The sequence below is a fragment of the Roseateles sp. GW821-FHT09H10 genome (assembly GCF_059415865.1).
The window spans coordinates 245,311-268,175 of record NZ_JBWKOB010000006.1; the positions used below are offsets into that span (position 1 = coordinate 245,311).

The 22,865-nt window shown below is 70.0% G+C and carries 20 protein-coding genes; 7 read left to right on the forward strand and 13 right to left on the reverse strand.

Features of this window, described 5'->3' with window-relative positions:
- Positions 1-39 precede the first annotated feature (39 nt).
- Positions 40-2,214, forward strand: a complete 2,175-nt coding sequence (locus AC07OY_RS24975; protein ID WP_495045292.1) for a cyanophycin synthetase — start codon at positions 40-42, stop codon at positions 2,212-2,214.
- A 7-nt stretch (positions 2,215-2,221) separates the two neighbouring features.
- On the forward strand, positions 2,222-4,783 hold the full coding sequence (gene cphA / locus AC07OY_RS24980) for a cyanophycin synthetase (protein ID WP_495045293.1): 2,562 nt from the start codon (positions 2,222-2,224) through the stop codon (positions 4,781-4,783).
- Between the two features lie 77 nt (positions 4,784-4,860).
- On the opposite strand, the gene AC07OY_RS24985 is transcribed toward cphA, so the two are convergent.
- Complete coding sequence (locus AC07OY_RS24985; RefSeq protein ID WP_495045294.1) at positions 4,861-5,610, reverse strand: substrate-binding periplasmic protein; 750 nt, start codon at positions 5,608-5,610, stop codon at positions 4,861-4,863.
- A 152-nt stretch (positions 5,611-5,762) separates the two neighbouring features.
- On the opposite strand from AC07OY_RS24985, the gene AC07OY_RS24990 reads away from it, so the two are divergent.
- The 3 genes from AC07OY_RS24990 to AC07OY_RS25000 are packed head-to-tail and all read left to right on the forward strand — an operon-like array spanning position 5,763 to position 8,553.
- Positions 5,763-6,236, forward strand: coding sequence for a group I truncated hemoglobin (locus AC07OY_RS24990; protein ID WP_495045295.1), 474 nt, complete (start codon positions 5,763-5,765; stop codon positions 6,234-6,236).
- Positions 6,233-7,246, forward strand: coding sequence for an MBL fold metallo-hydrolase (locus AC07OY_RS24995; RefSeq protein ID WP_495045296.1), 1,014 nt, complete (start codon positions 6,233-6,235; stop codon positions 7,244-7,246). Before AC07OY_RS24990 ends, AC07OY_RS24995 begins: the two co-directional genes overlap by 4 nt.
- 56 nt (positions 7,247-7,302) lie before the next feature.
- Positions 7,303-8,553 (forward strand): NRAMP family divalent metal transporter, encoded by a 1,251-nt coding sequence (locus AC07OY_RS25000; RefSeq protein ID WP_495045297.1) that lies wholly within the window; start codon positions 7,303-7,305, stop codon positions 8,551-8,553.
- Here AC07OY_RS25000 and AC07OY_RS25005 read toward each other — a convergent pair.
- Complete coding sequence (locus AC07OY_RS25005; protein WP_495045298.1) at positions 8,525-9,163, reverse strand: cation efflux transmembrane domain-containing protein; 639 nt, start codon at positions 9,161-9,163, stop codon at positions 8,525-8,527. The two genes, AC07OY_RS25000 and AC07OY_RS25005, sit on opposite strands and share 29 nt — an antisense overlap.
- On the opposite strand from AC07OY_RS25005, the gene AC07OY_RS25010 reads away from it, so the two are divergent.
- Positions 9,162-9,662, forward strand: a complete 501-nt coding sequence (locus tag AC07OY_RS25010) for a Cd(II)/Pb(II)-responsive transcriptional regulator (RefSeq protein WP_495045299.1) — start codon at positions 9,162-9,164, stop codon at positions 9,660-9,662. The genes AC07OY_RS25005 and AC07OY_RS25010 overlap by 2 nt on opposite strands.
- 178 nt (positions 9,663-9,840) lie before the next feature.
- Here AC07OY_RS25010 and pyk read toward each other — a convergent pair whose 3' ends face one another.
- The 3 genes from pyk to AC07OY_RS25025 all read right to left on the reverse strand — a co-directional run bounded on the left by pyk (position 9,841) and on the right by AC07OY_RS25025 (position 12,403).
- Positions 9,841-11,271: a pyruvate kinase gene (pyk, locus tag AC07OY_RS25015; protein ID WP_495045300.1), complete on the reverse strand. Its 1,431-nt coding sequence runs from the start codon at positions 11,269-11,271 to the stop codon at positions 9,841-9,843.
- A gap of 69 nt (positions 11,272-11,340) precedes the next feature.
- Positions 11,341-11,814: a GNAT family N-acetyltransferase gene (locus tag AC07OY_RS25020; RefSeq protein ID WP_495045301.1), complete on the reverse strand. Its 474-nt coding sequence runs from the start codon at positions 11,812-11,814 to the stop codon at positions 11,341-11,343.
- A gap of 16 nt (positions 11,815-11,830) precedes the next feature.
- On the reverse strand, positions 11,831-12,403 hold the full coding sequence (locus AC07OY_RS25025) for a helix-turn-helix domain-containing protein (RefSeq protein ID WP_495045302.1): 573 nt from the start codon (positions 12,401-12,403) through the stop codon (positions 11,831-11,833).
- Positions 12,404-12,444: 41 nt separating this feature from the next.
- On the opposite strand from AC07OY_RS25025, the gene AC07OY_RS25030 reads away from it, so the two are divergent.
- Entirely contained in the window at positions 12,445-13,377 is a 933-nt protein-coding gene (locus AC07OY_RS25030) for a DMT family transporter (RefSeq protein WP_495045303.1), read from the forward strand.
- On the opposite strand, the gene AC07OY_RS25035 is transcribed toward AC07OY_RS25030, so the two are convergent.
- The 8 genes from AC07OY_RS25035 to AC07OY_RS25070 form a co-directional block, all read right to left on the reverse strand.
- Positions 13,374-14,123 (reverse strand): transporter substrate-binding domain-containing protein, encoded by a 750-nt coding sequence (locus AC07OY_RS25035; protein ID WP_495045304.1) that lies wholly within the window; start codon positions 14,121-14,123, stop codon positions 13,374-13,376. The genes AC07OY_RS25030 and AC07OY_RS25035 overlap by 4 nt on opposite strands.
- Before the next feature lie 53 nt (positions 14,124-14,176).
- Complete coding sequence (locus AC07OY_RS25040; protein WP_495045305.1) at positions 14,177-16,495, reverse strand: NADP-dependent malic enzyme; 2,319 nt, start codon at positions 16,493-16,495, stop codon at positions 14,177-14,179.
- Positions 16,496-16,571: 76 nt separating this feature from the next.
- Positions 16,572-17,828, reverse strand: coding sequence for a GGDEF domain-containing protein (locus AC07OY_RS25045; protein WP_495045306.1), 1,257 nt, complete (start codon positions 17,826-17,828; stop codon positions 16,572-16,574).
- A 71-nt stretch (positions 17,829-17,899) separates the two neighbouring features.
- Complete coding sequence (locus AC07OY_RS25050) at positions 17,900-19,639, reverse strand: M48 family metallopeptidase (RefSeq protein ID WP_495045307.1); 1,740 nt, start codon at positions 19,637-19,639, stop codon at positions 17,900-17,902.
- Entirely contained in the window at positions 19,639-20,832 is a 1,194-nt protein-coding gene (locus tag AC07OY_RS25055; RefSeq protein WP_495045308.1) for a phosphoglycerate kinase, read from the reverse strand. The genes AC07OY_RS25050 and AC07OY_RS25055 overlap by 1 nt, the downstream gene beginning before the upstream one ends.
- 63 nt (positions 20,833-20,895) lie before the next feature.
- On the reverse strand, positions 20,896-21,225 hold the full coding sequence (locus tag AC07OY_RS25060; RefSeq protein WP_495045309.1) for an AzlD domain-containing protein: 330 nt from the start codon (positions 21,223-21,225) through the stop codon (positions 20,896-20,898).
- Complete coding sequence (locus AC07OY_RS25065) at positions 21,222-21,938, reverse strand: AzlC family ABC transporter permease (protein ID WP_495045310.1); 717 nt, start codon at positions 21,936-21,938, stop codon at positions 21,222-21,224. The genes AC07OY_RS25060 and AC07OY_RS25065 overlap by 4 nt, the downstream gene beginning before the upstream one ends.
- A gap of 87 nt (positions 21,939-22,025) precedes the next feature.
- Positions 22,026-22,796: a head GIN domain-containing protein gene (locus AC07OY_RS25070; RefSeq protein ID WP_495045311.1), complete on the reverse strand. Its 771-nt coding sequence runs from the start codon at positions 22,794-22,796 to the stop codon at positions 22,026-22,028.
- Between the last annotated feature and the right edge of the window lie 69 nt (positions 22,797-22,865).

Genomic DNA, 22,865 nt, shown 5'->3' on the forward strand with positions numbered 1-22,865 from the left:
GCACAATTCCACGCGCTTGCCGTGCCTACCCCCTACCTCATGAGCAAAAAAGAAGACATCCGCCTGCTGCGCGTCAACTACCTGCGCGGGCCCAATATGTGGACCTACCGGCCGGTGCTGGAAGTCTGGCTGGACCTCGGCGAACTGGAAGACCACCCCAGCCACCTGCTGCCCGGCTTCAACGACCGCCTGACGGCCGCCCTGCCCAATCTCATCGAGCACCACTGCGGCGTCGGCGAGCGTGGCGGCTTCCTGGAGAGGCTGCGCGAGGGCACCTGGTGCGGCCATGTGCTGGAGCACATCGTCATCGAGCTGCTGAACCTGTCCGGCATGCCCACCGGCTTCGGCCAGACGCGCAGCACCAGCCAGCGGGGCGTCTACCGCATGGTGTTCCGGGCGCGCGACGAGCAGGTCGCGCGGGCGGCCCTGGCTGAGGGTCATGCCTTGATCATGGCCATGATCAACGATGTGGCATTCGACGTGCCCGCTGCCGTCGCCCGCGTGCGGGACAAGCTCGACGACTGCTACCTCGGGCCCTCCACCGCGGCCATCGTGGCCGCCGCCACCGACAGGCGCATCCCCCACATCCGCCTGAACGACGGCAATCTCGTCCAGCTCGGCCACGGCCAGCGCCAGCGCCGCATCTGGACGGCCGAGACCGACATGACCAGCGCCATCGCCGAAGGCATCGCCGGCGACAAGGACCTGACCAAGACCCTGCTGAAGGCCGTCGGCGTGCCGGTGCCGGACGGCCAGGAGGTCAAGAGCGCCGCCGCCGCCTGGGAAGCCGCCCAGGACATCGGCCTGCCTGTCGTCATCAAGCCCAGCGACGGCAACCATGGCCGTGGCGTCACGCTGGACATCCAGAACGAGGCCGACTGCGCCGCCGCCTTCAAGCTGGCGGACGAGGAAGGCTCCTCGGTGCTGGTGGAAAGCTATATCCGCGGCAACGAGCACCGCATCCTGGTGGTCGGCGGCCAGGTGGTGGCCGCCGCGCGCGGCGAAGCCGCCTGGATCCACGGCGACGGCACGCACAGCGTCGCCCAGCTGATCGACCTGCAGATCAACACCGACCCGCGCCGCGGCCTGACCGAGGACTTCCCCCTCAACAAGATCATCCTCGGCGAGGACCCCGTCGTGCTGCTGGACCTGCAGCGCCAGGGCGTCACGCCCGAGAGCGTGCCGGCCCAGGGCAAGGGCGTGCTGATCCAGCGCAACGGCAATGTCGCCATCGACTGCACGCCTGAGGTCCACCCCGAGGTGGCGCATGCCGTGTCGCTGGCGGCCCGAACCATCGGCCTGGACATCGCCGGCGTCGACCTCGTCACCGAGGACATCTCCAAGCCGCTCTCCGAGACCGGTGGCGCCATCGTCGAGGTGAACGCCGGCCCGGGCCTGCTGATGCACCTGAAACCCGCCGGCGGCGCGCCCCAGCCCGTGGGCCAGGCCATCATCGACCACCTCTTCGCCGAGGACGAGTCGGGCCGCATCCCCATCGTCGGCGTGGCCGGCTCGCGCGGCGGCCACCAGATCTCCCGCCTGGTCGCCTGGCTGCTGCACCTGAACGGCCGCCATGTCGGCCTGGCCTGCCGCGATGGCCTCTTCCTCGGCACGCGCCGTGTCGAGAAGAAGAACAGCGCCCGCTGGGACGCCGCCCACCGCCTGCTGATGAACCGTGGCGTCAATGCCGTCGTCGTCGAGAACGACCCCGCCTCCATCCTGCGCGATGGGCTTGCCTATGACCGCGCCCTCGTGGGCGTTGTCACCGACATGGACGGCATCGAGGCCCTGGCCGAGTTCGACGTGCAGGACAGCGACCAGCTCTACAAGGTGCTGCGCACCCAGATCGACGTCGTGCTCAGCGACGGCGCCAGCGTGCTGAATGCCGCCCACCCGCGCCTCGTGGACATGGCCGAGCTCAGCGACGGCGAGGTCGTCTTCTATGCCGAAGACGGCGGCCTGGAAGCCGTCCAGCACCACCGCGACCGTGGCGGGCGCGCCGTCTTCCTGCGCGGCGGCGCCGCCGTGCTGGCCCAAGGGCCCGCCGAGACCCCCGGCGCCAACATCGACGCCCTGCTGCGCCGCTTCGGCGCCCAGGCCACCGACGCCTCCACGCTGCTGGCTGCCGTCGCCACCGCCTGGGCCCTGGGCATCTCGCCCGAGCTCATCGCGGCCGGCCTCGACACCTTCGTCCCCGCACTCCACCTCGCATAAACAGAACATGGACGTTTCCCGCACCCGTGCCCTGCGCGGCCCCAATATGTGGAGCCGCCACACGACCATCGAGGCCGTCGTGCACTGCCAGGACGCCGAGCGCTCGCTCGAACGCCTGCCCGGCTTCGAGGCCCGCCTGCGCCAGCTCTTCCCCACCATCGGCGAGCTGCGCACCGACACCTCCCTGGCCCAGGTGCTGGAGCAGGCCACGCTGGCCCTGCAGGCCCAGGCCGGCTGCCCGGTCACCTTCAGCCAGACCCATGTCACGCCGGAGGCCGGCACCTACCAGATCGTCATCGAGTACAGCGAGGAAGACGTCGGCCGCCTGGCCTTCGAGCAGGCGCTCAAGCTCGTGCTGGCCGCGCTGAATGGCGGCGAATTCGACGCCGATGCCGTGCTGGCCCAGCTGCGCGAGCTCGACGAGGACATCCGCCTAGGCCCCTCCACCGGCTCCATCGTCAACGCCGCCCTCGCCCGTGGCGTGCCCTATCGCCGCCTCACGCAAGGCAGCCTGGTGCAGTTCGGCTGGGGTGCCAAGCAGCGCCGCATCTGGGCCGCCGAAGTCGACGCGACCAGCGCCGTCAGCGAATCCATCGCCCAGGACAAGGACCTGTGCAAGCGCCTGCTGCAGGCCGCCGGCGTGCCGGTGCCCATCGGCCGCCCGGTCGAGTCCGTCGATGACGCCTGGGCCGTGGCCGAGGAGATCGGCCTGCCCGTCGTCGTCAAGCCGCAGGACGGCAACCAGGGCAAGGGCGTCACCGTCAACGTGACGACGCGCGAGGGCATCGAGGCCGCCTACAAGGCCGCCGACGAGATCGGCCAGGTCATGGTCGAGAAATTCCTGCCGGGTGGCGACTACCGCCTGCTCGTCATCGGCGACAAGCTCATCGCCGCCGCCCGCCGCGACCCGCCCCACGTCATCGGCGACGGCGTGCACACGGTCAAGCAGCTGGTCGACAAGGTCAACGCCGACCCGCGCCGCGGTGACGGCCACGCGACCTCGCTGACCAAGATCCGCTTCGACGACATCGCCGTCGCGCGCCTGACCCAGCAAGGCCTGGCCCCTGAATCCGTGCCGGACAAGGGCCAGCGCGTCATCCTGCGCAACAACGCCAACCTGTCCACCGGCGGCACCGCCACCGACGTGACGGACGACGTGCACCCCGAAGTCGCTGCCCGCGCCATCGCCGCGGCCCAGGTCGTCGGCCTGCATGTCTGCGGCGTCGACGTCGTCGCCGAGAGCGTGCTGCGCCCGCTGGAGGAGATCCACGGCGGCATCGTCGAGGTGAACGCCGCGCCGGGCCTGCGCATGCACCTGAGCCCGAGCTTCGGCAAGGGCCGCAATGTCGGCGAGGGCATCGTCGGCCATCTGTTCGGCTCGGGCCCCAAGGCCGAGGACGGCCGCATCCCGGTCGTGGCCGTCACCGGCACCAACGGCAAGACGACGGTCACCCGGCTGATCGCCCACATGTTCGCCAGCTGCGGCCTCAAGGTCGGCATGACCAACACCGACGGCGTCTATGTGGACGGTCGCCAGATCGACAGCGGCGACTGCTCCGGCCCCAAGAGCGCCCGCAATGTGCTGATGCACCCCGATGTGGAAGCCGCCGTGCTGGAAACCGCCCGCGGCGGCATCCTGCGCGAGGGCCTGGGCTTCGACCGCTGCCAGGTCGCCGTCGTCACCAACGTCGGCGCGGGCGACCACCTGGGCATGAACTTCCTGCACACGGCGGAAGACCTGGTGCTGGTCAAGCGCGTCATCGTGCAGAACGTGGCCCCCAACGGCTATGCGGTGCTGAACGCCACCGACCCGCTGACGGCCGGCATGGCCGCCGTCTGCCCCGGCCAGGTCATCTACTTCGCCGCCGACCGCCACCACCCGCTGATGGCCACCCACCGCGCCCAGGGCAAGCGCTGCGTCTATGTGGACGGCGACCAGCTTGTCGCCGCCCAGGGCGTGTGGCGCGAAAGCATTCCGCTGCGCGACGTGCCGCTGACGCGAGGCGGCCTGATCGGCTTCCAGGTCGAGAACGCCATGGCCGCCGTCGCCGCGGCCTGGGCCGTGGGCCTGGACTGGGACACCATCCGCCGCGGCGTCGGCAGCTTCGCCAACGACGCCGACAACGCGCCGGGCCGCTTCAACGTGATGGACTATCGCGGTGCGACCGTCATCGCCGACTACGGCCACAACGGCGACGCGATGAAGGCGCTGGTGGGTGCTGTCGCCGCGCTGCCGGCCAACAAGCGCAGCGTCGTCATCAGTGGCGCCGGCGACCGCCGCGACGAGGACATCCGCGTGCAGACCGAGATCCTCGGCGCCGCCTTCGACGAGGTCATCCTCTACGAAGACGCCTGCCAGCGCGGCCGTCAGGCCGGCGAGGTCGTGGCCCTGCTGCGCTCGGGGCTGGAAGGCGCTTCGCGCACCAAGCACATCGAGGAAATCGTCGGCGAGTTCACGGCAATAGACCGCGCCCTGTCCAAGCTGCAGCCGGGCGACCTCTGCCTGGTGCTGGTGGACCAGGTGGAAGCAGCGCTGGCCCACCTGGCCAAGCGCATCGCCGAAGGCTGAGCTCGGACATAAGACGCGCAGTGGGCGTCTTATGCCTAGCGAAGGGCCAAGTCACTGACTTGGCGCGGCCTGCCAGGCTAGCGGTATTTGCCGAGCAGGCGATTCAGTTCGCCCTCGCCGACCAGTCCCTGGATGGCGGCGTTCAGCGCCGCCAGGCCCACCGGGCTGCTCGGCGACAGCGCGCACTGGGCCATCACCTCGGACACGACCAGCGGTGAGTGCAGCGGCAGCTTGAAATGGCCGATGCGCTGCTGGTACTCCAGCACGCGCCGGCCGGTCAAGGCATGGCGGATGCGGCCCAGCTCCAGCTTCTGCAGATTGGCGACCGCGTCGGGCGCGTCATCGCGCATGAAGCCCGAACGCAGCGCATCGGCCATCTCGGGGTAGACGTAGCCGCGCACCGTGCCCACCGGCTGGCCCGCCAGCGCCGTCAGCCCGGCAGGGGCCGGCACGGCGGCCGCGCTGATCAGCAAGGCCTGGTCGGGCAGGAAGGGCCGGCTCCAGGCGAAGGCACCGGGCAGCCAGTCGCTCTGGTAGTCGCACAGCAGGTCACCCTCGCCGCGCTGCAGGGCCTCGGCCAGGCGCTTGCGCGGCACCGGCCTGGCCACCAGCTCGCGGCCCAGGCGGCGGGCCAGGGCCTGGCCCAGGTCCAGATGCAGGCCCTCCATGACTCGATCGGCTTCGATGCGCGCCTGGGGCATCAGCGCGCTGGTCTCCACCAGCATCACCAGGGGCCGCGCGGGTTCGGCGGCGAAAGCGCCGCGCAGCAGCAGGCCGAGCAGACTGCCCAGCACCCAACGCCGCCCATGACCCCGCACGCCCGCCATGGGTCGGCATCATGCCGCGCCTGCCAAGACCAGCGCACGGCCGGGTGGATGGCCGGCGCCAGGAACGTGACCAGCGCACGAAAAGCAGCCGGCCAGCCCCCCTGAAACGGGGGTGCTCTCGCTAGACTGGCCGGCGCCCTCCCAACCCGCCCATGAAGTCCTGCCTGCTGCCTATCGCCCTTGCTCTGGCCCTCGCTCTGGCCGCCCCGCTCGCCCAGGCGCAGACCGAGGCCCGCACGGCGATGCCGGGCACGGCACCGATTCCCGCCGATGACCGCCTCTACCGCGACCTCGGCGGCAAGGAGGCCATCCAGCGCTTCACCGACGACTTCTACGACCGCATGCTGCAGGACGCGCGCATTGCGCGTCATTTCGACGGCATCAACATGAAGCACCTGAAGCGCGTGCTGGCCGACTATTTCTGCGTCGTCGCCGGCGGCCCCTGCACCTATGACGGCGTCGGCATGAAGGACGCCCACACCCATCTGGGCATCGACCGCGCCGCCTTCAATGCGCTGGTCGAGAACCTGCAGTGGGCCATGGACGCCGCCCAGGTGCCCTTCGCCACGCAGAACCAGCTGCTGGCCCGCATGGCCTTCTTCCACCGCGACATCGTCACGAAGTGAGCAAGCCGGCCCATCATCGCGAGGGCGGTTTCCAGAACAACCACGGCGATTTCGAGCCCAGATCCCTGGCCGAGGTGATCCGCTGGAAGTGGAACGCCGCACGGCTGGGCCTGCCCCGCAGGCCGCAGACGCCCATCCCCACGCAGGCGGCCGACCTCGGCTTCATCCGCGCCAATCACGGCACCGCCCAGCAGCCGGCCGTGACCTGGATAGGCCACGCCACCGTGCTGGCCCAGTTGGGCGGCGTCAGCCTGCTGACCGACCCGATCTTCTCCGAGCGCGCCTCGCCCTTTTCCTTCGCCGGTCCCAAGCGCGAGCAGCCGCCCGGCGTGGCCCTGGCCGACCTGCCGCATGTGGACGCGGTGCTGGTCTCGCACAACCATTACGACCATCTCGACCTGGCCTCCTGCCGCGCGCTGGCCCGCCAGCCCGGCGGCAGCCCGCTGTTCGTCGTGCCGCTGGGGCTCAAGACCTGGTTCCAGGCCCGCGGCGTCGAGCGGGTCGTCGAGCTGGACTGGTGGCAGTCCGAGCGCCTCGGTGCGCTGGACATCGTCCTGGTGCCGGCCCAGCACTGGTCGGCGCGCGGCCTGAACGACCGCATGAAGACGCTGTGGGGCGGTTTCGCCGTGTTCGCGCCCGACTGCCAGCTCTTCTTCGCCGGCGACACCGGCTATTCGCGCGATTTCGCCGACATCCGCGAGCGTTTCGCCGCGAGGCAGCAGGACGGCGGCTTCGACATCGCGCTGATCCCCATCGGCGCCTACGAGCCGCGCTGGTTCATGACCAGCCAGCACGTCAACGTCGAGGAGGCGATCAACATCCATGCCGACCTCGGCGCGAAACGCTCCCTAGGCGTCCACTGGGGCACCTTCGAGCTGACCGACGAGGCCCTGGACGAACCACCGCGCCAGCTCGGCGCCCAGCGGCCGGCGCGCGGGCTGGCCGAGGACGACTTCTTCACCCTGGCCATCGGCGAGACGCGGCGCCTGCCGGCGCGCAACAGTTCTTGACGCGGGGCGCAAGCCGTCCGACACCTGCGCGAGCGTCCTGCCTTTAGGCTGGCGCGATGTTCAGCCGCATCCGCCTCTACCTCCGCCAGCTCGGCCCCGGACTCATCACCGGCGCGGCGGACGACGACCCCAGCGGCATCGCCACCTACTCCCAGGCCGGCGCGCAGTTCGGCTACTCCATGCTGTGGAGCCTGGTGTTCACGCTGCCGCTGATGACGGCCATCCAGATCGTCAGCGCGCGTATCGGCTACGTCACCGGACAGGGCCTGGCCGCCAACTTCAAGCGCGCCTTCCCACGGCCGGTGCTGCTGGCCCTGGTGGGCCTGCTGCTGGCGGCCAACACGCTGAACATCGCCGCCGACATCGCCGCCATGGCCGAGGCCGTGCGGCTGCTGGCGGGCGGCTCGGCCGATGCCTATGCCCTGGTCTTCGGCATCGCCTGCGCCGCCATGCAGGTCTTCCTGCCCTACCAGAGCTATGTGCGCTGGCTCAAGTGGCTGACGCTGGCCCTGCTGGCCTATGTGGGCGTCATCCTGGTGCTGGGCCTGGACTGGGGCGAGGTGCTGGCCCGCACCCTGCACCCCGACATCCGCTGGAACCGCGACACCCTGCTGATGCTCGTCGCGGTGTTCGGCACGACCATCAGCCCCTACCTCTTCTTCTGGCAGGCCAGCCAGGAGGTGGAGGACCGTGCCGCCGGCGCCGGCGAACCGCACACGGCGCAGGAGGTGAAGCAGCATCTGCGCCGCATCAAGCTGGACACCAACATCGGCATGGGCTTCTCCAACCTCATCGCCTTCTTCATCATGCTGTCCACCGCCGCCACGCTGCACGTCGCGGGCGTCACCGACATCCAGACCTCGGCCCAGGCCGTCGAGGCCCTGCGCCCGGTCGCCGGCCAGCATGCGGCCCTGCTGTTCGCCCTCGGCGTCATCGGCACCGGCATGCTGGCCGTGCCCGTGCTGGCGGGCTCGGCCGCCTACGCGGTGGCCGAAGTGGCCGGCTGGCGCGGCTCGCTGAACCTCAAGCTGGAGCGGGGCGAGGGGCGCGGCTTCTATGGCGTGATCGCCGCCGCCACGCTGGGCGGCGTGGCGCTGTGCTTCACGCCCATGGACCCGGTCAAGGAGCTGTTCTGGTCGGCGGTCTTCAACGGCGTGACGGCCGTGCCCATCATGGTCGCCATGATGGTGCTGGCCTCGCGCCCGTCCATCATGGGCGGCCATGCCATCGGGCCGCGGCTGCGCGCGATGGGCTGGCTGGCCACGGCCGTCATGGCCGTCACCGTGCTGGCACTGGCGCTTGCCTGATCTCGTGGCGAGCCTGGCGCAGCACCTCGCGCGAGGAATGCAGGGCCAGGCTGGCCATGCCCACGGCGACCAGCAGGTCCGGCCAGGCCTGGCCCGTCAACGCCACGCCGCCGGCCGCGGCGACCACGGCCACATTGCCCAGCGCGTCGTTGCGGCTGCACAGCCAGACGGCGCGCATGTTGGCGTCGCCCTCGCGGAAGGCATAGAGCATCACCGCGACGCCGACATTGGCCGCCAGCGCCAGCGTGCCGACGATGCCCATGGTCGCGGCCTGCGGCGGCTCGCCTGAGAAGGCCGCCCAGGCCGCGCGCGCCAGCACGCCGATGCCGAACAGGGCCATGGCCCAGCCCTTGACCCAGGCCAGGCGCGCCCGCCACAGCAGGCCGGCCGACAGCACGGCCAGCGAGGCGCCGTAATTGGCCGCGTCGCCGATGAAGTCCAGCGCATCGGCCCACAGCGACAGCGAGCCGGCCTTCCAGCCCGACGCGATCTCGACGACGGCCATGGCGGCATTGATGAGCAGCGCGGCCCACAGCACGCGGCGGTAGCGCGGCGAATCGCCGGGGTTGTGGTCGTCGTGATCGTGATGGTGTTGGCAGGCGTGGCTCATGGACAAAGACCTTGGCTGGAAACTGCCGCCATTGCAAACCCTGGAGCCACTCCAGAGTCAAGCGGAGAATCGTCACATGCGTATCGGTGAACTTTCCCGCCTGACCGCCACCCCGGTGGACACCATCCGCCATTACGAGCGCGAAGGCCTGCTGCCGCCGCCCCCGCGCACCGACGCCGGCTACCGCGTCTATGGCGCTGCCGACGCCGAGCGCCTGCATTTCATCCGCCGCTGCCGCTCCCTCGACATGAACCTGGCCGAGGTGCGCGCCCTGCTGGCCCTGCAGGGCGGCGGGCATGGCGGCGAGGCGCATGCGCTGCTGGACGAGCACATCGGCCATGTCGCCGCGCGCATCGCCGCACTGCAGGAGTTGGAGAAGGAATTGCGCGCGATCAGGGCTCGCTGTCAGGGCGACGAACCCGCCTGCGCCATCCTCGAAAGCCTGGCCGAGCCGGGGGCCGAGCTACCCGCCAAAAGCCATATCGGACACAGCCACTGAAGCCGCCGCTTGCGGCCGGCTTCTCCTCCAGCGACTGCCGCGGAACTGGCTTTGCCAGGGCGCTGGCAGCTGCCAAGGCCAGAGGCCTTGTCCTTCGCCAGGCACAAACAGTCCTCAGGACTGTTTGTGTCCGGGCTCAGCCCCCTCGAGGGGGCCGGCGAAGCCGGTAGGGGGTGGTCTATTGAACGCGGCAGACCTTCAGCATGTTCGTGCCGCCCGGGTAGCCCATCGGCTCGCCGCAGGTGATGGCATAGGTGTCGCCGGGCATCAGCACGCCGCGCTCGACGAGGATCTTCTCGGCGGCGGCCAGGGCCTGGTCGCGGTCGTCGAACTTGTCCATCAGCAGCGGCAGCACATTGCGATACAGCGCCATCTTGCGCTGGCTGACCGGCTGGGTGGTCAGGCCGAAGATGGGCACCTGGATGCGGTGTCGGCTCATCCACAGCGCCGTCGAGCCGGACTCGGTCAGGGCCAGGATGGCCTTGCAGCCCAGGTGGTAGGCCGTGAACAGCGCGCCCATGGCGATGGACTGGTCGATGCGGCCGAACTGGCGGCCGGCGAAGTCGGTGTCGAGACTCACGAACTCGGCGCGCTCGGCTTCCAGCGCAATGGCGGCCATCTGCTCGACGGTCTCGATGGGGAAGCGGCCGGCGGCCGTCTCGGCCGACAGCATGACGGCGTCGGTGCCGTCCAGCACGGCATTGGCCACGTCGCTGACCTCGGCGCGCGTCGGCACCGGGTTGACGATCATGGACTCCATCATCTGCGTGGCCGTGATGGACACCTTGTCCAGCTCGCGGGCCATCTTGATCATGCGCTTCTGCAGCGCCGGCACGGCGGCGTTGCCGACTTCCACGGCCAGGTCGCCGCGCGCCACCATGATGCCGTCGCTGGCCTTCAGGATGGCTTCGAGATGGGGGATGGCCTCGTAGCGCTCGATCTTGGCGATCATGGCCGGCTTGTGGCGATAGGGCTCGCCGGCCACATTGGCCAGCTGGCGGGCCATCTCCATGTCGGTGGCGTTCTTGGGGAAGCTCACCGCCAGGTATTCGCACTGGAAGGACATCGCCGTCTTGATGTCCTCCATGTCCTTGCCGGTCAGGGCCGGGGCCGTCAGGCCGCCGCCCTGCTTGTTGATGCCCTTGTTGTTGGACAGCTCGCCGCCGAGCTTGACGGTGGTGTGGACCTGGGCGCCACGCACATGGTCGACGGTCAGCACCAGCAGGCCGTCGTTGAGCAGCAGGGTGTCGCCGGGCTTCACGTCGCGCGGCAGTTCCTTGTAGTCGAGGCTGGCGATCTCCTGGTTGCCCGGCTCGGTGCGGTCGGCATCGAGGATGAAGGGCGCGCCCGGGATGAGCTCGATCTTGCCGCCCTCGAACTTGCCGACGCGAATCTTGGGGCCTTGCAGGTCGGCCATGATGGCCACCGACTTGCCGACACGCGCCGCCGCTTCACGGACCATGGTCGCGCGGTCGATGTGGTCCTGGGCCTTGCCGTGGGAGAAGTTCAGCCGCACGACGTCGACGCCGGCGCGGATCATCTTCTCCAAAATCTCCGGCGTGTTGGAAGCAGGGCCGAGGGTGGCGACGATCTTGGTGGCGCGGGTCATGGCTTGTCTCGAGTTTCTTGGCGGCGCGGAATTATGTTCCGCCGCATCCCGCCGAAGTTTCGCCTCGTTTCAAGCCAGCGCCTTCTCCATGAAGACGCTCAAGGGGTCAGGCGCGTAACCGCCGAAGGGGTCGCGGTCCACATAGCCCAGGCGCCGGTACAGGGCCAGGGCCTCCGGCTGGTGGATGCCGGTTTCGAGCCGGGCCAACCGCAAGCCGCGCCCGGCCAGGTCGGCTTCTAACTGCGCCATCAGCTGCCGCGCGACGCCACGGCCGCGTTCGCTGTCCAGCACGAAGACGCGCTTGATCTCCCCATAGCCATCGGCCTCGAAGCACTTGACGCCGCCGCAGCCGACGAGGCGCTCGCCGCGCCACGCGCCGAAGAAGCTGCCGCCCGGCGGACGCAGGCCGTCGGCCGGCTCGAAATGGTTGCTCTCGCTTGGATAGAGGGCGCTCATATAGGCCTCGGACAGGGCCATCAGGCGCTGGGCATCGGGGTGGCCGGGGTCGAGCGTGGCGAGGCGAACGGGCAGGTCGGCGGTCATGGTGGTTCGATACCAGTTACAGGGCGGGCACCGTCATCGCGAGCAGATAGCGCGCGGGCTCAGTGCCAGGGTTGGTGAAGACGGTGCGGCCGATGCAGCGGAAGCTGATGGAGTCGCCCGCCGCCAGCTCGAAGGCCTGGCCCTGCAGGTTCAGGCCCAGGCGGCCGTCGAGCAGGCAGAGGTGGTGCTCCAGCCGCGACACGGTCGGCTCCTCGTAGACCAGCTCGGCACCGGGCGCGAGGCGGCCCTCGATGACCTCGGTGGCGAAGCCGGCCAGCGGCGGGCAGCGCATCAGGCGCTCGAAGCCGCTCTGCACGTCATGCCAGCGCGGCTGGTCGGCGGCGCGCAGCAGGCGCACCGGCAGGGTCTCGGCTTCGGCCAGCAGGCGGCTCAAGGGCAGGCCATAGGCGCGCGCCAGGCGGGACAGCAGCGTCGCCGTCGGGCTGGTCTCGGCGCGCTCCAGCCGGCTCAGCGTCGCACGGCTGACGCCGCTTCGGGTGGCCAGTTCGTCCAGCGACCAGCCGGCCTGGGTGCGCAGCGCGGCCAGTCTCTCGGCCAGTTGGCGCTCGAACTGGCCTACTTCGTTCAAATCGGAGAATTCTTCTCTCATATGAGAATATGCTAGCCGATATGAAGGACAAACACACAGCCCCTCTTGTTGCCGCACTCGCCGTCGTGCTGACCTGGGGGCTGAACTTCCCGCTGTCCAAGGCCTTGTTCAACCAGGTCGGGCCGGCCGGCTTCCTGGGCCTGCGCTATCTGCTGATGCCGTTCTGCGCCATCGTGCTGCTGTGCTGGCGCTTCGGCCTGCGCTGGCCGCGGCTGGACCGCGGCGAGGTCTGGCCGCTGGTCAGGCTGACCCTGATCGGCCAGGGCCTGCACCTGCTGCTGTCGGCCTATGGCATGCAGGGCTCGACCGCCTTCAGCGCCAGCGTGCTGCTGGCCTGCGGCCCGGTGTTCACGCTGCTCATCCTGCGCTTCAGCGGCATCGAGACCCTGTCGCGCGGCCAGGTCGCCGGCGTGGCCATGGCCGCAGCGGGCGCCCTGCTGTTCACGTCGGACAAGCTGCTGGCCGCCGACTGGCATGCCGGCCTGGGCGACCTGACCCTGCTGGTCGCCGCCGCCCTGTTCAGCTACTACACGGTGGCCAGCAAGCCCTTGATCCAGCATCACGGCGGCGTGACGGTGCTGGGCTATGGCAGCCTGATCTGCACCCTGCCCATGCTGTTGTGGTGCGCGCCGGAGCTGCTGGCGCTGGACTGGCCGGCCCAGCCGGCGTGGATCTGGCCGGGCCTGGCCTGGCAGGTCATCGGCGGCGGCTTCCTGGGCTGGCTGGCCTGGGGCTGGGCCAATGAGGAGCGCGGCGTGGCCCGCACCGCGCCGCTGATCTATCTGATGCCGCTGATCGCCGGCCTGGCGGCCTGGGCCTGGGGCGGCGAGACCTTCTCGCTGCACAAGATCCTGGCGGCCGCCCTCATCCTGGCGGGCGTGGCGTTGGCGCAATTCGGTGCGGCCGGCTTGTGGCCGGCGCGTCGCCCGCTGGACAGCAACGTCGCCGGCTAGGGAGTCGCGCGGGGCGCCCCCATGGCGTCATCCAGGGCCCGCATCTGCCGGTCCGGCGTCGCCTTGCTGCAGAAGAAGTGGCGCCCTGCCCCGGGAGGCGCGTCGGGGAAGTGGCGCAGCTCCAGGGCCGCGCCGGCATCGCCCAGCTGCTTGATCAGGGCCTCGCCTTCCTCCGCGGTGAACAGGGTCCCGTCGGCCACACCCAGCAGCACCAGGCGGGCGCGGGCCATGCTGTTGTCCGATGAACGGATGATCCGGGCGCTGCTGGCCGCCAGGGCCTTGTCGGTCTCGTCGCCGTAGGAATAGCCATGGCGCAGCGCCAGCGTGACCGCGGGCGACTGCACGACGGCGGCGAAGCGGTGCATGTCCTTGAGCCGGCCATCCCTGCGGATCATCAGGCTCTGGGGCGGGCTGCTGTAGATCGGCAGGCGCGAATACTTGCCGACCTTCTCGCGCTCGGCCGTGCGGTACAGGCCCAGGGCGCAGGCGGGCTCGGCGTTGCGCGTGATCAGGGCGACCTGGCGGGCCACCGGCGCCTCGCGCAATTCCACCGTGATGCCGGCACGCTGCAGGACGGCCGTCGCCGGCGCCCCCTGGACACCCGTCAGCTGCTGATCCTGACGGCTCATCAACGGCGGCCTCTCCTCGTAGTACAGCACCAGGTCGGCGGCCGCCGCCCGGCCAGCCGCGCAGGCCGCCAGCAAGGCGAGCAGCAGGCTGAGGGAGGGGCGAGCGCTCGGATTCACGGCAGGCAGGGTAGCCGGCCTGCCGTCCGCTGCAAACCCCGCGCCCCCTGGACTCAGCGGCGCACCCCGTTGGCCTCGGCGACGGCCAGGGCCGTCATGTTGACGATGCGGCGCACCGTCGCCGACGGCGTCAGGATGTGCACCGGCCGGGCCGCGCCGAGCAGGATGGGGCCCACCGTCACGCCATGGCTGGCGCTGATCTTCAGCACATTGAAGAGGATGTTGGCGGCATCCAGCGTCGGCAGCACCAGCAGATTGGCAGCGCCCGTGAGCTTGCTGTCGGGCAGGAAGGCCTGGCGCACGCTCTCGGACAGGGCGGCGTCGCCATGCATCTCGCCGTCGCACTCGACCTCGGGATGCGCCGCGGCGAACAGCTCGTGGGCGCGGCGCATCTTCAGCGCCGAGGGGCGCGTCGACGAGCCGAACATGGAGTGGCTGACGAAGGCCAGCTTGGGCGGCAGGCCGAAGCGGCTGACCTCATCGGCGGCCATCGCGGCGATGTCGGCGAGCTCTTCGGCGTTCGGATCGTCGTTGACGAAGGTGTCGGTGATGAAGAGCGTCATGCTCTCCAGCATCAGCGCGTTCATCGTCGCGAACTGGCGCGCGCCCGGCGCGAGGCCGACGAGTTCCCGCACCTGCTCCAGGTGGCGGTCGAAGCGCCCCACCATGCCGCAGATCATCGCGTCGGCATCGCCGAGCTCGATGGCCAGGGCGCCGATGGCCGTGTTGGAGCGGCGCACGGCCGATTTGGCCATCTCGGGCGTCACGCCATTGCGCTTCATGCGTGCGTGGTAGGCCTCCCAGTAGAGGCGGAAGCGCGGGTCGTCCTCGGGGTCGATGACGGCGACGTCGTCGCCGAGCTTCAGGCGCAGGCCGGCGCGCTGGATGCGCGAGGCCAGCACCTCGGGGCGGCCGATCAGCGTCGGCTTGCACAGGCCTTCGTCCAGCGCCACCTGCACGGCGCGCAGCACGCGCTCGTCCTCACCCTCGGCATAGATGACGCGGGCCGGCGCGGTCTTGGCGGCCGAGAACACCGGGCGCATGAACATGCCGGTCTGGTAGACGAAGCGCTCCAGCGACTGGCGGTAGGCGACCAGGTCTTCCACCGGCCGCGTCGCCACGCCGTCGGCGGCCGCAGCCGCAGCGACAGCGGGCGCGATGCGCAGGATCAGGCGGGCATCGAAGGGCTTGGGAATCAGGTAGTCGGGGCCGAAGGCCAGCTCCTGGCCGGCATAGGCCGCGGCCACCTCGTCACTCGTCTCGGCCTTGGCCAATGCGGCGATCTCGCGCACGCAGGCCAGCTTCATGCCCTCGGTGATCTTGGTCGCGCCGCAGTCCAGCGCGCCACGGAAGATGTAGGGGAAGCACAGGACGTTGTTGACCTGGTTCGGATAGTCCGAACGGCCCGTGGCGACGATGCAGTCGGGCCGCACGGCCTTGGCCAGCTCGGGGCGGATCTCCGGCTCGGGGTTGGCCAGGGCCAGGATGATGGGCTGGCTGCCCATCGTCTTGACCATCTCCGCGGTCAGCACGCCGGCGGCCGAGCAGCCGAGGAAGACGTCGGCGCCGGCCACCACATCGGCCAGCGTGCGCGCACTGCTGATCTGGCAATAGCGCTGCTTGGACTCATCCAGCTTGCCGGCCTTGGCGTCTTCGCGTTCGCTCTGGATGACGCCGCGCGAATCGCAGACGAAGACGTTCTCGCGCTTTAGCCCCAGGCCCACCATCACGTCCAGGCAGGCAATGGCAGCCGCGCCCGCGCCCGACACCGCGACCTTGACGGCGGCGATGTCCTTGCCCACCAGCTCCAGGCCGTTCAGCAGGGCCGCCGACGAGATGATGGCCGTGCCATGCTGGTCGTCGTGGAAGACCGGGATGTTCATGCGCTTGGACAGCTCGCGCTCGATGTAGAAGCACTCGGGCGCCTTGATGTCCTCGAGGTTGATGCCGCCCAGCGTCGGCTCCATCGCGGCAATGATGGCGATCAGCTTGTCGGGGTCGCGCTCGGCCAGCTCGATGTCGAAGACGTCGATGCCGGCGAATTTCTTGAACAGGCAGCCCTTGCCCTCCATGACCGGCTTGGCGGCCAGCGGGCCGATGTCGCCCAGGCCCAGCACGGCGGTGCCATTGGTGATGACGCCGACGAGGTTGCCGCGCGAGGTGAAGTCGGCCGCCAGCGACGGGTCGCGCTCGATGTCCAGGCAGGGATAGGCCACGCCCGGCGAGTAGGCCAGCGACAGATCGCGCTGGTTGGAGAGGGCCTTGGTCGGCGTGACCGAGATCTTGCCGCGCGTCGGGCTGCGGTGGTATTCCAGGGCAGCGTCGCGCAGTGCGGCTTCGGCAGGGGACAAGGGAGCGTTGTTCTTTTCCATGAGGGCGGGTCTCCAGGGGTAACCCCGTAGATTACGCCGCGTTTCATGGCCTGCGCGATGCAGGTTTCTTGGCGATCTATGCCGAAGCCGATATCACCCGGTCGCGGCCCTCATGCTTGGCGCGGTACATGGCCTGGTCGGCCTCGCGCAGGGCCGTGTCCACATCGGCCGGCGCCGCGGCCTGGGCCACGCCCCAGCTGGCCGTCACCTGCAGGCCAGCCGGCCATTCGGTGCGCGCCAGCACCTGGCGCAGGCGCTCGGCCACGGCCACGGCCTCCTCGGCCGGCGTCTGCGGCATGACGATGACGAACTCCTCGCCGCCCCAGCGCGCCAGCATGTCATCGCGCGGCAGGTTGGCGCGCAGGGTGCGGGCCAGCAGCACCAGCACCTGATCGCCGACCTCGTGGCCATGCTCGTCGTTGACGCGCTTGAAGTGGTCGGCATCGACGAACACGACCGACAGCGGGAAGCTCATGTCGCCCTGCACCTGCATCAGCAGCTCCAGCGCGCGGTTCAGGCCGTCGCGGTTGGCGACGCGGGTCAGCGGGTCGCGCAGGGCCATCTTCTCCAGCGCGCGCGAGCGCTTCATCGAGCGCTTGAGGCGGCCGTGCACCGTCCAGCTTTCCCAGGCCAGATAGCCCAGCAGGCTGAACATCCACAGGCCGACGAGGCCGAGGCGGAAGGTCTCGGGCGGCACCCAGTCGCCCACCAGTTCGGCGCGGTCCACGCGTATCAGATGTTTGCCGGGCGCCACCTTGCCACCGGTACTGAAGCTGATGATGCGGATGCTGTTCAGTTCCGGCCCGACCAGGGACACGGGCAGCGCGTGCGTCTGGGCCCACCAGGAGCTGACGACGAACTGCGACAGCCGCAGCTCCACCGGCTGGGGCTGGGCGCTCGGCGAGAAGATGACTTCCTGCGGCTTGAGGTCCTCGGCCTCGCCCTGGCGCGAATAGGCCGGGTTGTAGTTGCGCAGGAAGACGCGCACCTGGGCCGGGCCGCCATCTTGGGTCGGTCCTTCGGCCCGCAGCCACAGGCGGATGTGGCTGAAGTTGCTCAAGTCCAGGTCGCCGTCGCGCATCTCGATCTGCAACTCGCAGAACGGCCACTCGAAGCCCGGCTTGATCTCGCAGCCCATGGTCAGCGGACCGCCCGCGGGCGCGTCCAGCGTCGCCTCGCTCTTGCCGCCGCTGCCGCGGTCGTCGACCAATTCCAGATGCTGGCCCGCCCCGCGCCCATCGAGCACGAGATGACGCGTCATCCAATGCTCATTGGCGTAAAGGCCCAGCAGCGTCGTGACGACGAGCAGGGCGAGCAGCCAGCGGAGGACCATCCGGCCATTGTGCTGGCCGGCGTCATCAAACCGTCATAGGGCCCTGCCCGGGGGCGTGAAATCGGTCCGGCTCAGAACAGGCGCGTGGCGGGTATCGCGGCCAGGGCGGCGCCCAGCTTCGGCGCCAGGCCTTCCGTCGTGTAGCGGGTCAACACCAGCCGCAACTGCCCTGGCGGCGACACCCAGGACAGCCATTCATGGGCGAAGTCGGCCAGCGAATCCTCGTCGAGCTGCAGCGCCTGTGCAGCGGCTGCGTCGACACGCAGCAGCAGCACAGCAGCCTCGTAGGACACGTCCTGGACCTTCGTCGCCTGACCAAACAGCCAGGCCTCGCGCACCGCAGGATGCTCTCGCAAGGCAGCGCCGAGCGCTGCGCAGTCGGCGGCCTCCAGGGGTGCGGCACCGACCCTGCCCTGCTCGCGCTCGGCGGCGAGTTCTTCCAGCGCGGCTTCCTGGCGTGCATGCACCAGGCGCAACCGGCCTTCATTGCGGCGCTGCTCCTCGGCGCCGGCGCCCAGGTCCTCCGCCACCAGCCAGGCCGTGGCCGCATCGCGCTCGGCCGTCTTGTGGGAACGGCAGGCTTCCAGCAGCTGCCGCGCTGATTCGTGGCGATGCGCCCGGATCTCGACGCGTGCACGCAGCAGCAACTCCAGCGGCGAATCTCCGAGCCCCTGAACCAGTGCCTGCGTGGGCTCACCCAGCGTCAGCGCCAGCTTCAGACGCCGCGCCGGCGTGGCCTGCGGCCCCGGCGCCAACCCATTGAGCAGGCGATGGCCGATGCGCCAGTGCAGCCGGGCCAGGGCAAGGTCGGCCGGCGCCCCCCGGTCAAGGGCTTCAGGCAACCAATCAGCGGCAGCCGGCACCGACGGCCAAGGCACGTCCTGGGCCACCACGCCTAGAGCGGCAAGCCGCTGAGCCAAAGGCGGATGGGTGCCGGCGCCGGCGGTGTCCCGCACCTCATCTACGCCCAGCGCCGCCTCGCGCCAGGCTGCCACCTCGCGCGCCAACAAGTCGGCAGGAGGCTCAGCAAACTCGCGCATCAGGCGCCGCCGAGTCGCCTCGCCGATCAGGGCGCGCGACGGATGCAGCCGCTGCAGCAGCACAAGCGCCCGCGCCAGCTCGGCGGGCCCGGCGACCTGTGCCGCCAGCGCATCGGCTTCGAACTCGCAGCGGCGCATGTGCGCAAAGCTGAGCCGGTCGAACCAGGGCAGGAAGCGGTTCGCGAAACCCGCCGCCGCTCGCTCCCAGGCCGAGCTGTCTGCGGCCAGAGCCCCACCCTCCTCCAGCCGGCTCAAGGCCTCCCAGGATTGGCGGGTGCGGTACAGCCAATGGCCCAGCCGGCCGTGGCGGTGGGAGAAATGCCCGAGCTCATGGGCAATCACAGCCTCGGCCGCTGGCACATCCAGCGCCACCAGCAGCGGCCGCCCCAGCACCAGCACTCGCCGCACCGGGCGCAGCGACACGCCCCGGTTGAGCTCCAGCGCGCCGGCATTGGGTTCGTCGTCGAGCGCGATGGCATGCACGCGCGGCGCCTGCAGGGCATCGGCCAGCGCATGCACCCGTTCAAACAGCCGAGGCGCGTCTTCCGGCCGCAGTTCATGCGGCGGCGAGGGCTGGCGCGGTTGCAGCACCCAGGCCAGCACCAGGGTGGCCACGAGCGCCATGCCGGCGATGAAGGCGTTGCCCCACCAAAGCGCAGGCAGCCCCAGCATCAATGCCAGGGGCAGCAGCCAGAACAACTGGTTCAGCGCCGCCGCGCCCAGGGCGACGGCGGCCAGCAGCGCAGGCGCCGGTGCGCTGCTGCGCGGCATCAGGCCGCAGCGCGCTTGCTGAGGATCTCGAAGGCCGGCAGGGTCTTGCCTTCCAGCACTTCCAGGAAGGCGCCGCCGCCGGTGGAGATATAGCCGACGTCCTTTTCGATGCCGTACTTGGCGATGGCCGCCAGCGTGTCGCCGCCGCCGGCGATGCTGAAGGCGCTGCTGTCGGCAATCGCGCGGGCGACGGTCTCGGTGCCCTTGGCGAAGGCGTCGAACTCGAACACGCCGACCGGGCCGTTCCAGACGATGGTGCCGGCCGCCTTGAGCTGCTCGGCCAGGATGGCGGCCGTCTGGGGGCCGATGTCCAAGATGAGGTCGTCGTCGGCCACATCCGTCGCAGGCTTGACGGTGGCCTCGGCATCGGCCGAGAAGCTCTTGGCGCAGACCACGTCGACGGGGATGGGCACGGCGGCGCCGCGCGCCTTCATGGCTTCGATGACGGCCGTGGCCTCGCCGAGCAGATCGGGTTCGGCCAGCGACTTGCCGATCTTCAGGCCGGCGGCCAGCATGAAGGTGTTGGCGATGCCACCACCGACGATGAGGCCGTCGACATTGGCCGACAGCGACTTCAGGATGGTCAGCTTGGTCGAGACCTTGGAGCCGGCGACGATGGCCACCAGCGGGCGCTTGGGCGCGGCCAGGGCCTTGGTGATGGCGTCGATCTCGGCAGCCAGCAGCGGGCCGGCGCAGGCGACGGGCGCGAACTGGGCGATGCCATAGGTCGTGCCCTCGGCGCGGTGGGCGGTGCCGAAAGCGTCGTTGACGAAGATGTCGCAGAGCGCGGCCATCTTGCGCGCGAGTTCCTCGTTGTTCTTCTTCTCGCCCTTGTTGAGGCGGCAGTTCTCCAGCATGACCAGTTGGCCCGGCGCGACGCTGACGCCGTCCACCCAGTTGGCGACGACGGGGATGTCGCGGCCCATCAGCTCGCCCATGCGCTTGGCGACGGGGGCCAGCGAATCCTCGGGCTTGAACTCGCCTTCGGTCGGGCGGCCCAGGTGGGAGGTGACCATGACGGCGGCACCGGCCTTCAGCGCGGCCTCGATGGCCGGGATGGAAGCGCGGATGCGGGTGTCCTCGGTGATGTTGCCGGCGTCGTCCTGCGGCACGTTGAGGTCGGCGCGGATGAAGACGCGTTGGCCAGAGACCTTGCCGGCGGCGATCAGGTCGGAGAAGCGGATGACGTTCATGGTCGGGCGGAGGCAGTTGGTGAAAAACTGCCGCGATTCTCTCCGCCCCGCGTTCCGGCGCGGTTACCAGCCGAGGCCCAGCTTCAGGGGGAGCATCACCGCCATGCCGACGAGGATGGTGCCGAGGATGCCCTTGCGCCAGAAGTAGTAGGCCGTCGCGGCCACTGCCGCCGGCCAGCGGGCGTCCTGCCAGGTCGTGATGACCTGGCCCTGGGTCATGAAGATCTCGGGCGCCACCACAGCGACGAGGGCGGCCAGGGGCGCCACCTTGAGCAGCTCGCGCAGCCAGTCGGGAATGGGTAGCGGCTTTTCGCCGATCATGAAGAAGCCGCGCGTCAGCGCGGTGATGGCGCCCAGGCCAAACAGGGCGATCCAGATCATCCATTCGCTCATCGGGCGGCCTTTCGGCTGTCCAGCCACCAGCCCACGGCGCCCGCCGCGACGATGGCGCACAGGATGTTGAGCTTGAGCGGCAAGGCGTAGGTCGCGATCGACACCGCGCCGGCCGTCAGTGCCACCCACCACAGCGTCTTCTCGTTCAACAGGGAATACGACAGCCCCAGCAGCGCCAGCACCCCGGCGAAGCCGATGCCCCAGTGCGTCGGGATGCTGTCGGCCAGCAGGATGCCGGTGAAGGAGCAGACCTGCCAGGTTGGCCAGTTGACGGCCACGCCGCCCCAGAAATAGCGCCGCTGCTCCGGCAGCGGCACCGGGTCGGGGTAGCGCTTCACGAAATAGACGAAGTTCAGGTCGGCCGCGAAATAGGTCAGCGTGAGCCGCCTGGCACGCGGCAGATGGCCGAAGTAGTTGCGCCATTGCGCGCTGAAGATGACGAAGCGCAGGTTGACGCAGAAGGCCGTGGCCAGCAGCACCCACAGCGGAGCGCCGGCGGCGATCAGCGGCAGGGCCGTCAGCTGGGCGCTGCCCGCGAACACCAGCAGCGACATGCCCATGGCCAGCGGGATGCTGAGGCCGCTTTTCACCATGGTGACGCCGGTCACCAGGCCCCAGGCGGCCAGCCCCAGGGAGGGGGAGGCCATGTCGCGCGCGCCTTGGCGGAAATCAGGGTCGGCTGCAAGCGCGCGCAGCCTGGAGGTCCAGCTCATGCCGCCATTGTGGCGGCAGGACGGGTTTCCCCTGACTTCGCCAGCCTTTGAGCTGGTCAGCTGGCTGGCGAAGCCCGGGGCGGTTCATCAGTTGCCGATGCGGCGGACCTTGCCGCTGCCGGCGACGTTGGAGCTGATCTCCGGCGAGCCGGCGTACTTCACGTCGCCGCTGCCGGCGATGGTCACGTTCAGGCGCTTGGTCGCATTGACCTGGGCGTCGCCGCTGCCGGCGATGCTGACCTTGACGTCCTCGGCCACCAGGTCGGCGGCCTTGACATCGCCGCTGCCGGCGATGGTCACCTGGGCGTTGGCGCAGCGGCCGGCCGCGACGATGTCGCCGCTGCCGCTGACCTTCATGCCCAGGCGCTCGGTGTCCAGGCTGGCGAAGCGGATGTCACCGGAGCCGGCGATCGCAGCGTCGACACCGGCCGTCTTCATCGCTTCGACCTTGACCGTGCCCGAGCCGGCGACGGCGATGGAGCGCAGGCTCGGCATCTCGATGGTCAGGATGGGGTTGGTGGAGCTGTGCACGTTGACGCCCTTTTTGGGCGAGATCTCCAGCGTGCGGCCCTTGCTGCCTTCGACGACGCGGGTTTCGATCAGGGGCAGCAGGTTGCGGTCGGCCTTGACCTCGACCTTGTTGCCCGCGCCCTGGCGGATGACGACATTGAAGCCGCCGGTCAGGGCCACGCCGTCGAAGGCGCCGGTGTCGCGGGCCTCGGTGGCGATGTCGCCATTGCCGTTGACGCGCTCGCTGTTGATGGTCCAGCTCCAGGCCTGGGCGGAGCCGCTGAACACGGCGGCGGCGACGAGACCGAGGGCGCCGATGCGGGAAAACTGGCGGCGGGAGAAGTTCATGTCGGGCTCCATCTGGGTTGTGATGGTTCCCATGGTGCCGGGCCGCCGCGGGCGCCGCCCGGGGGAGGT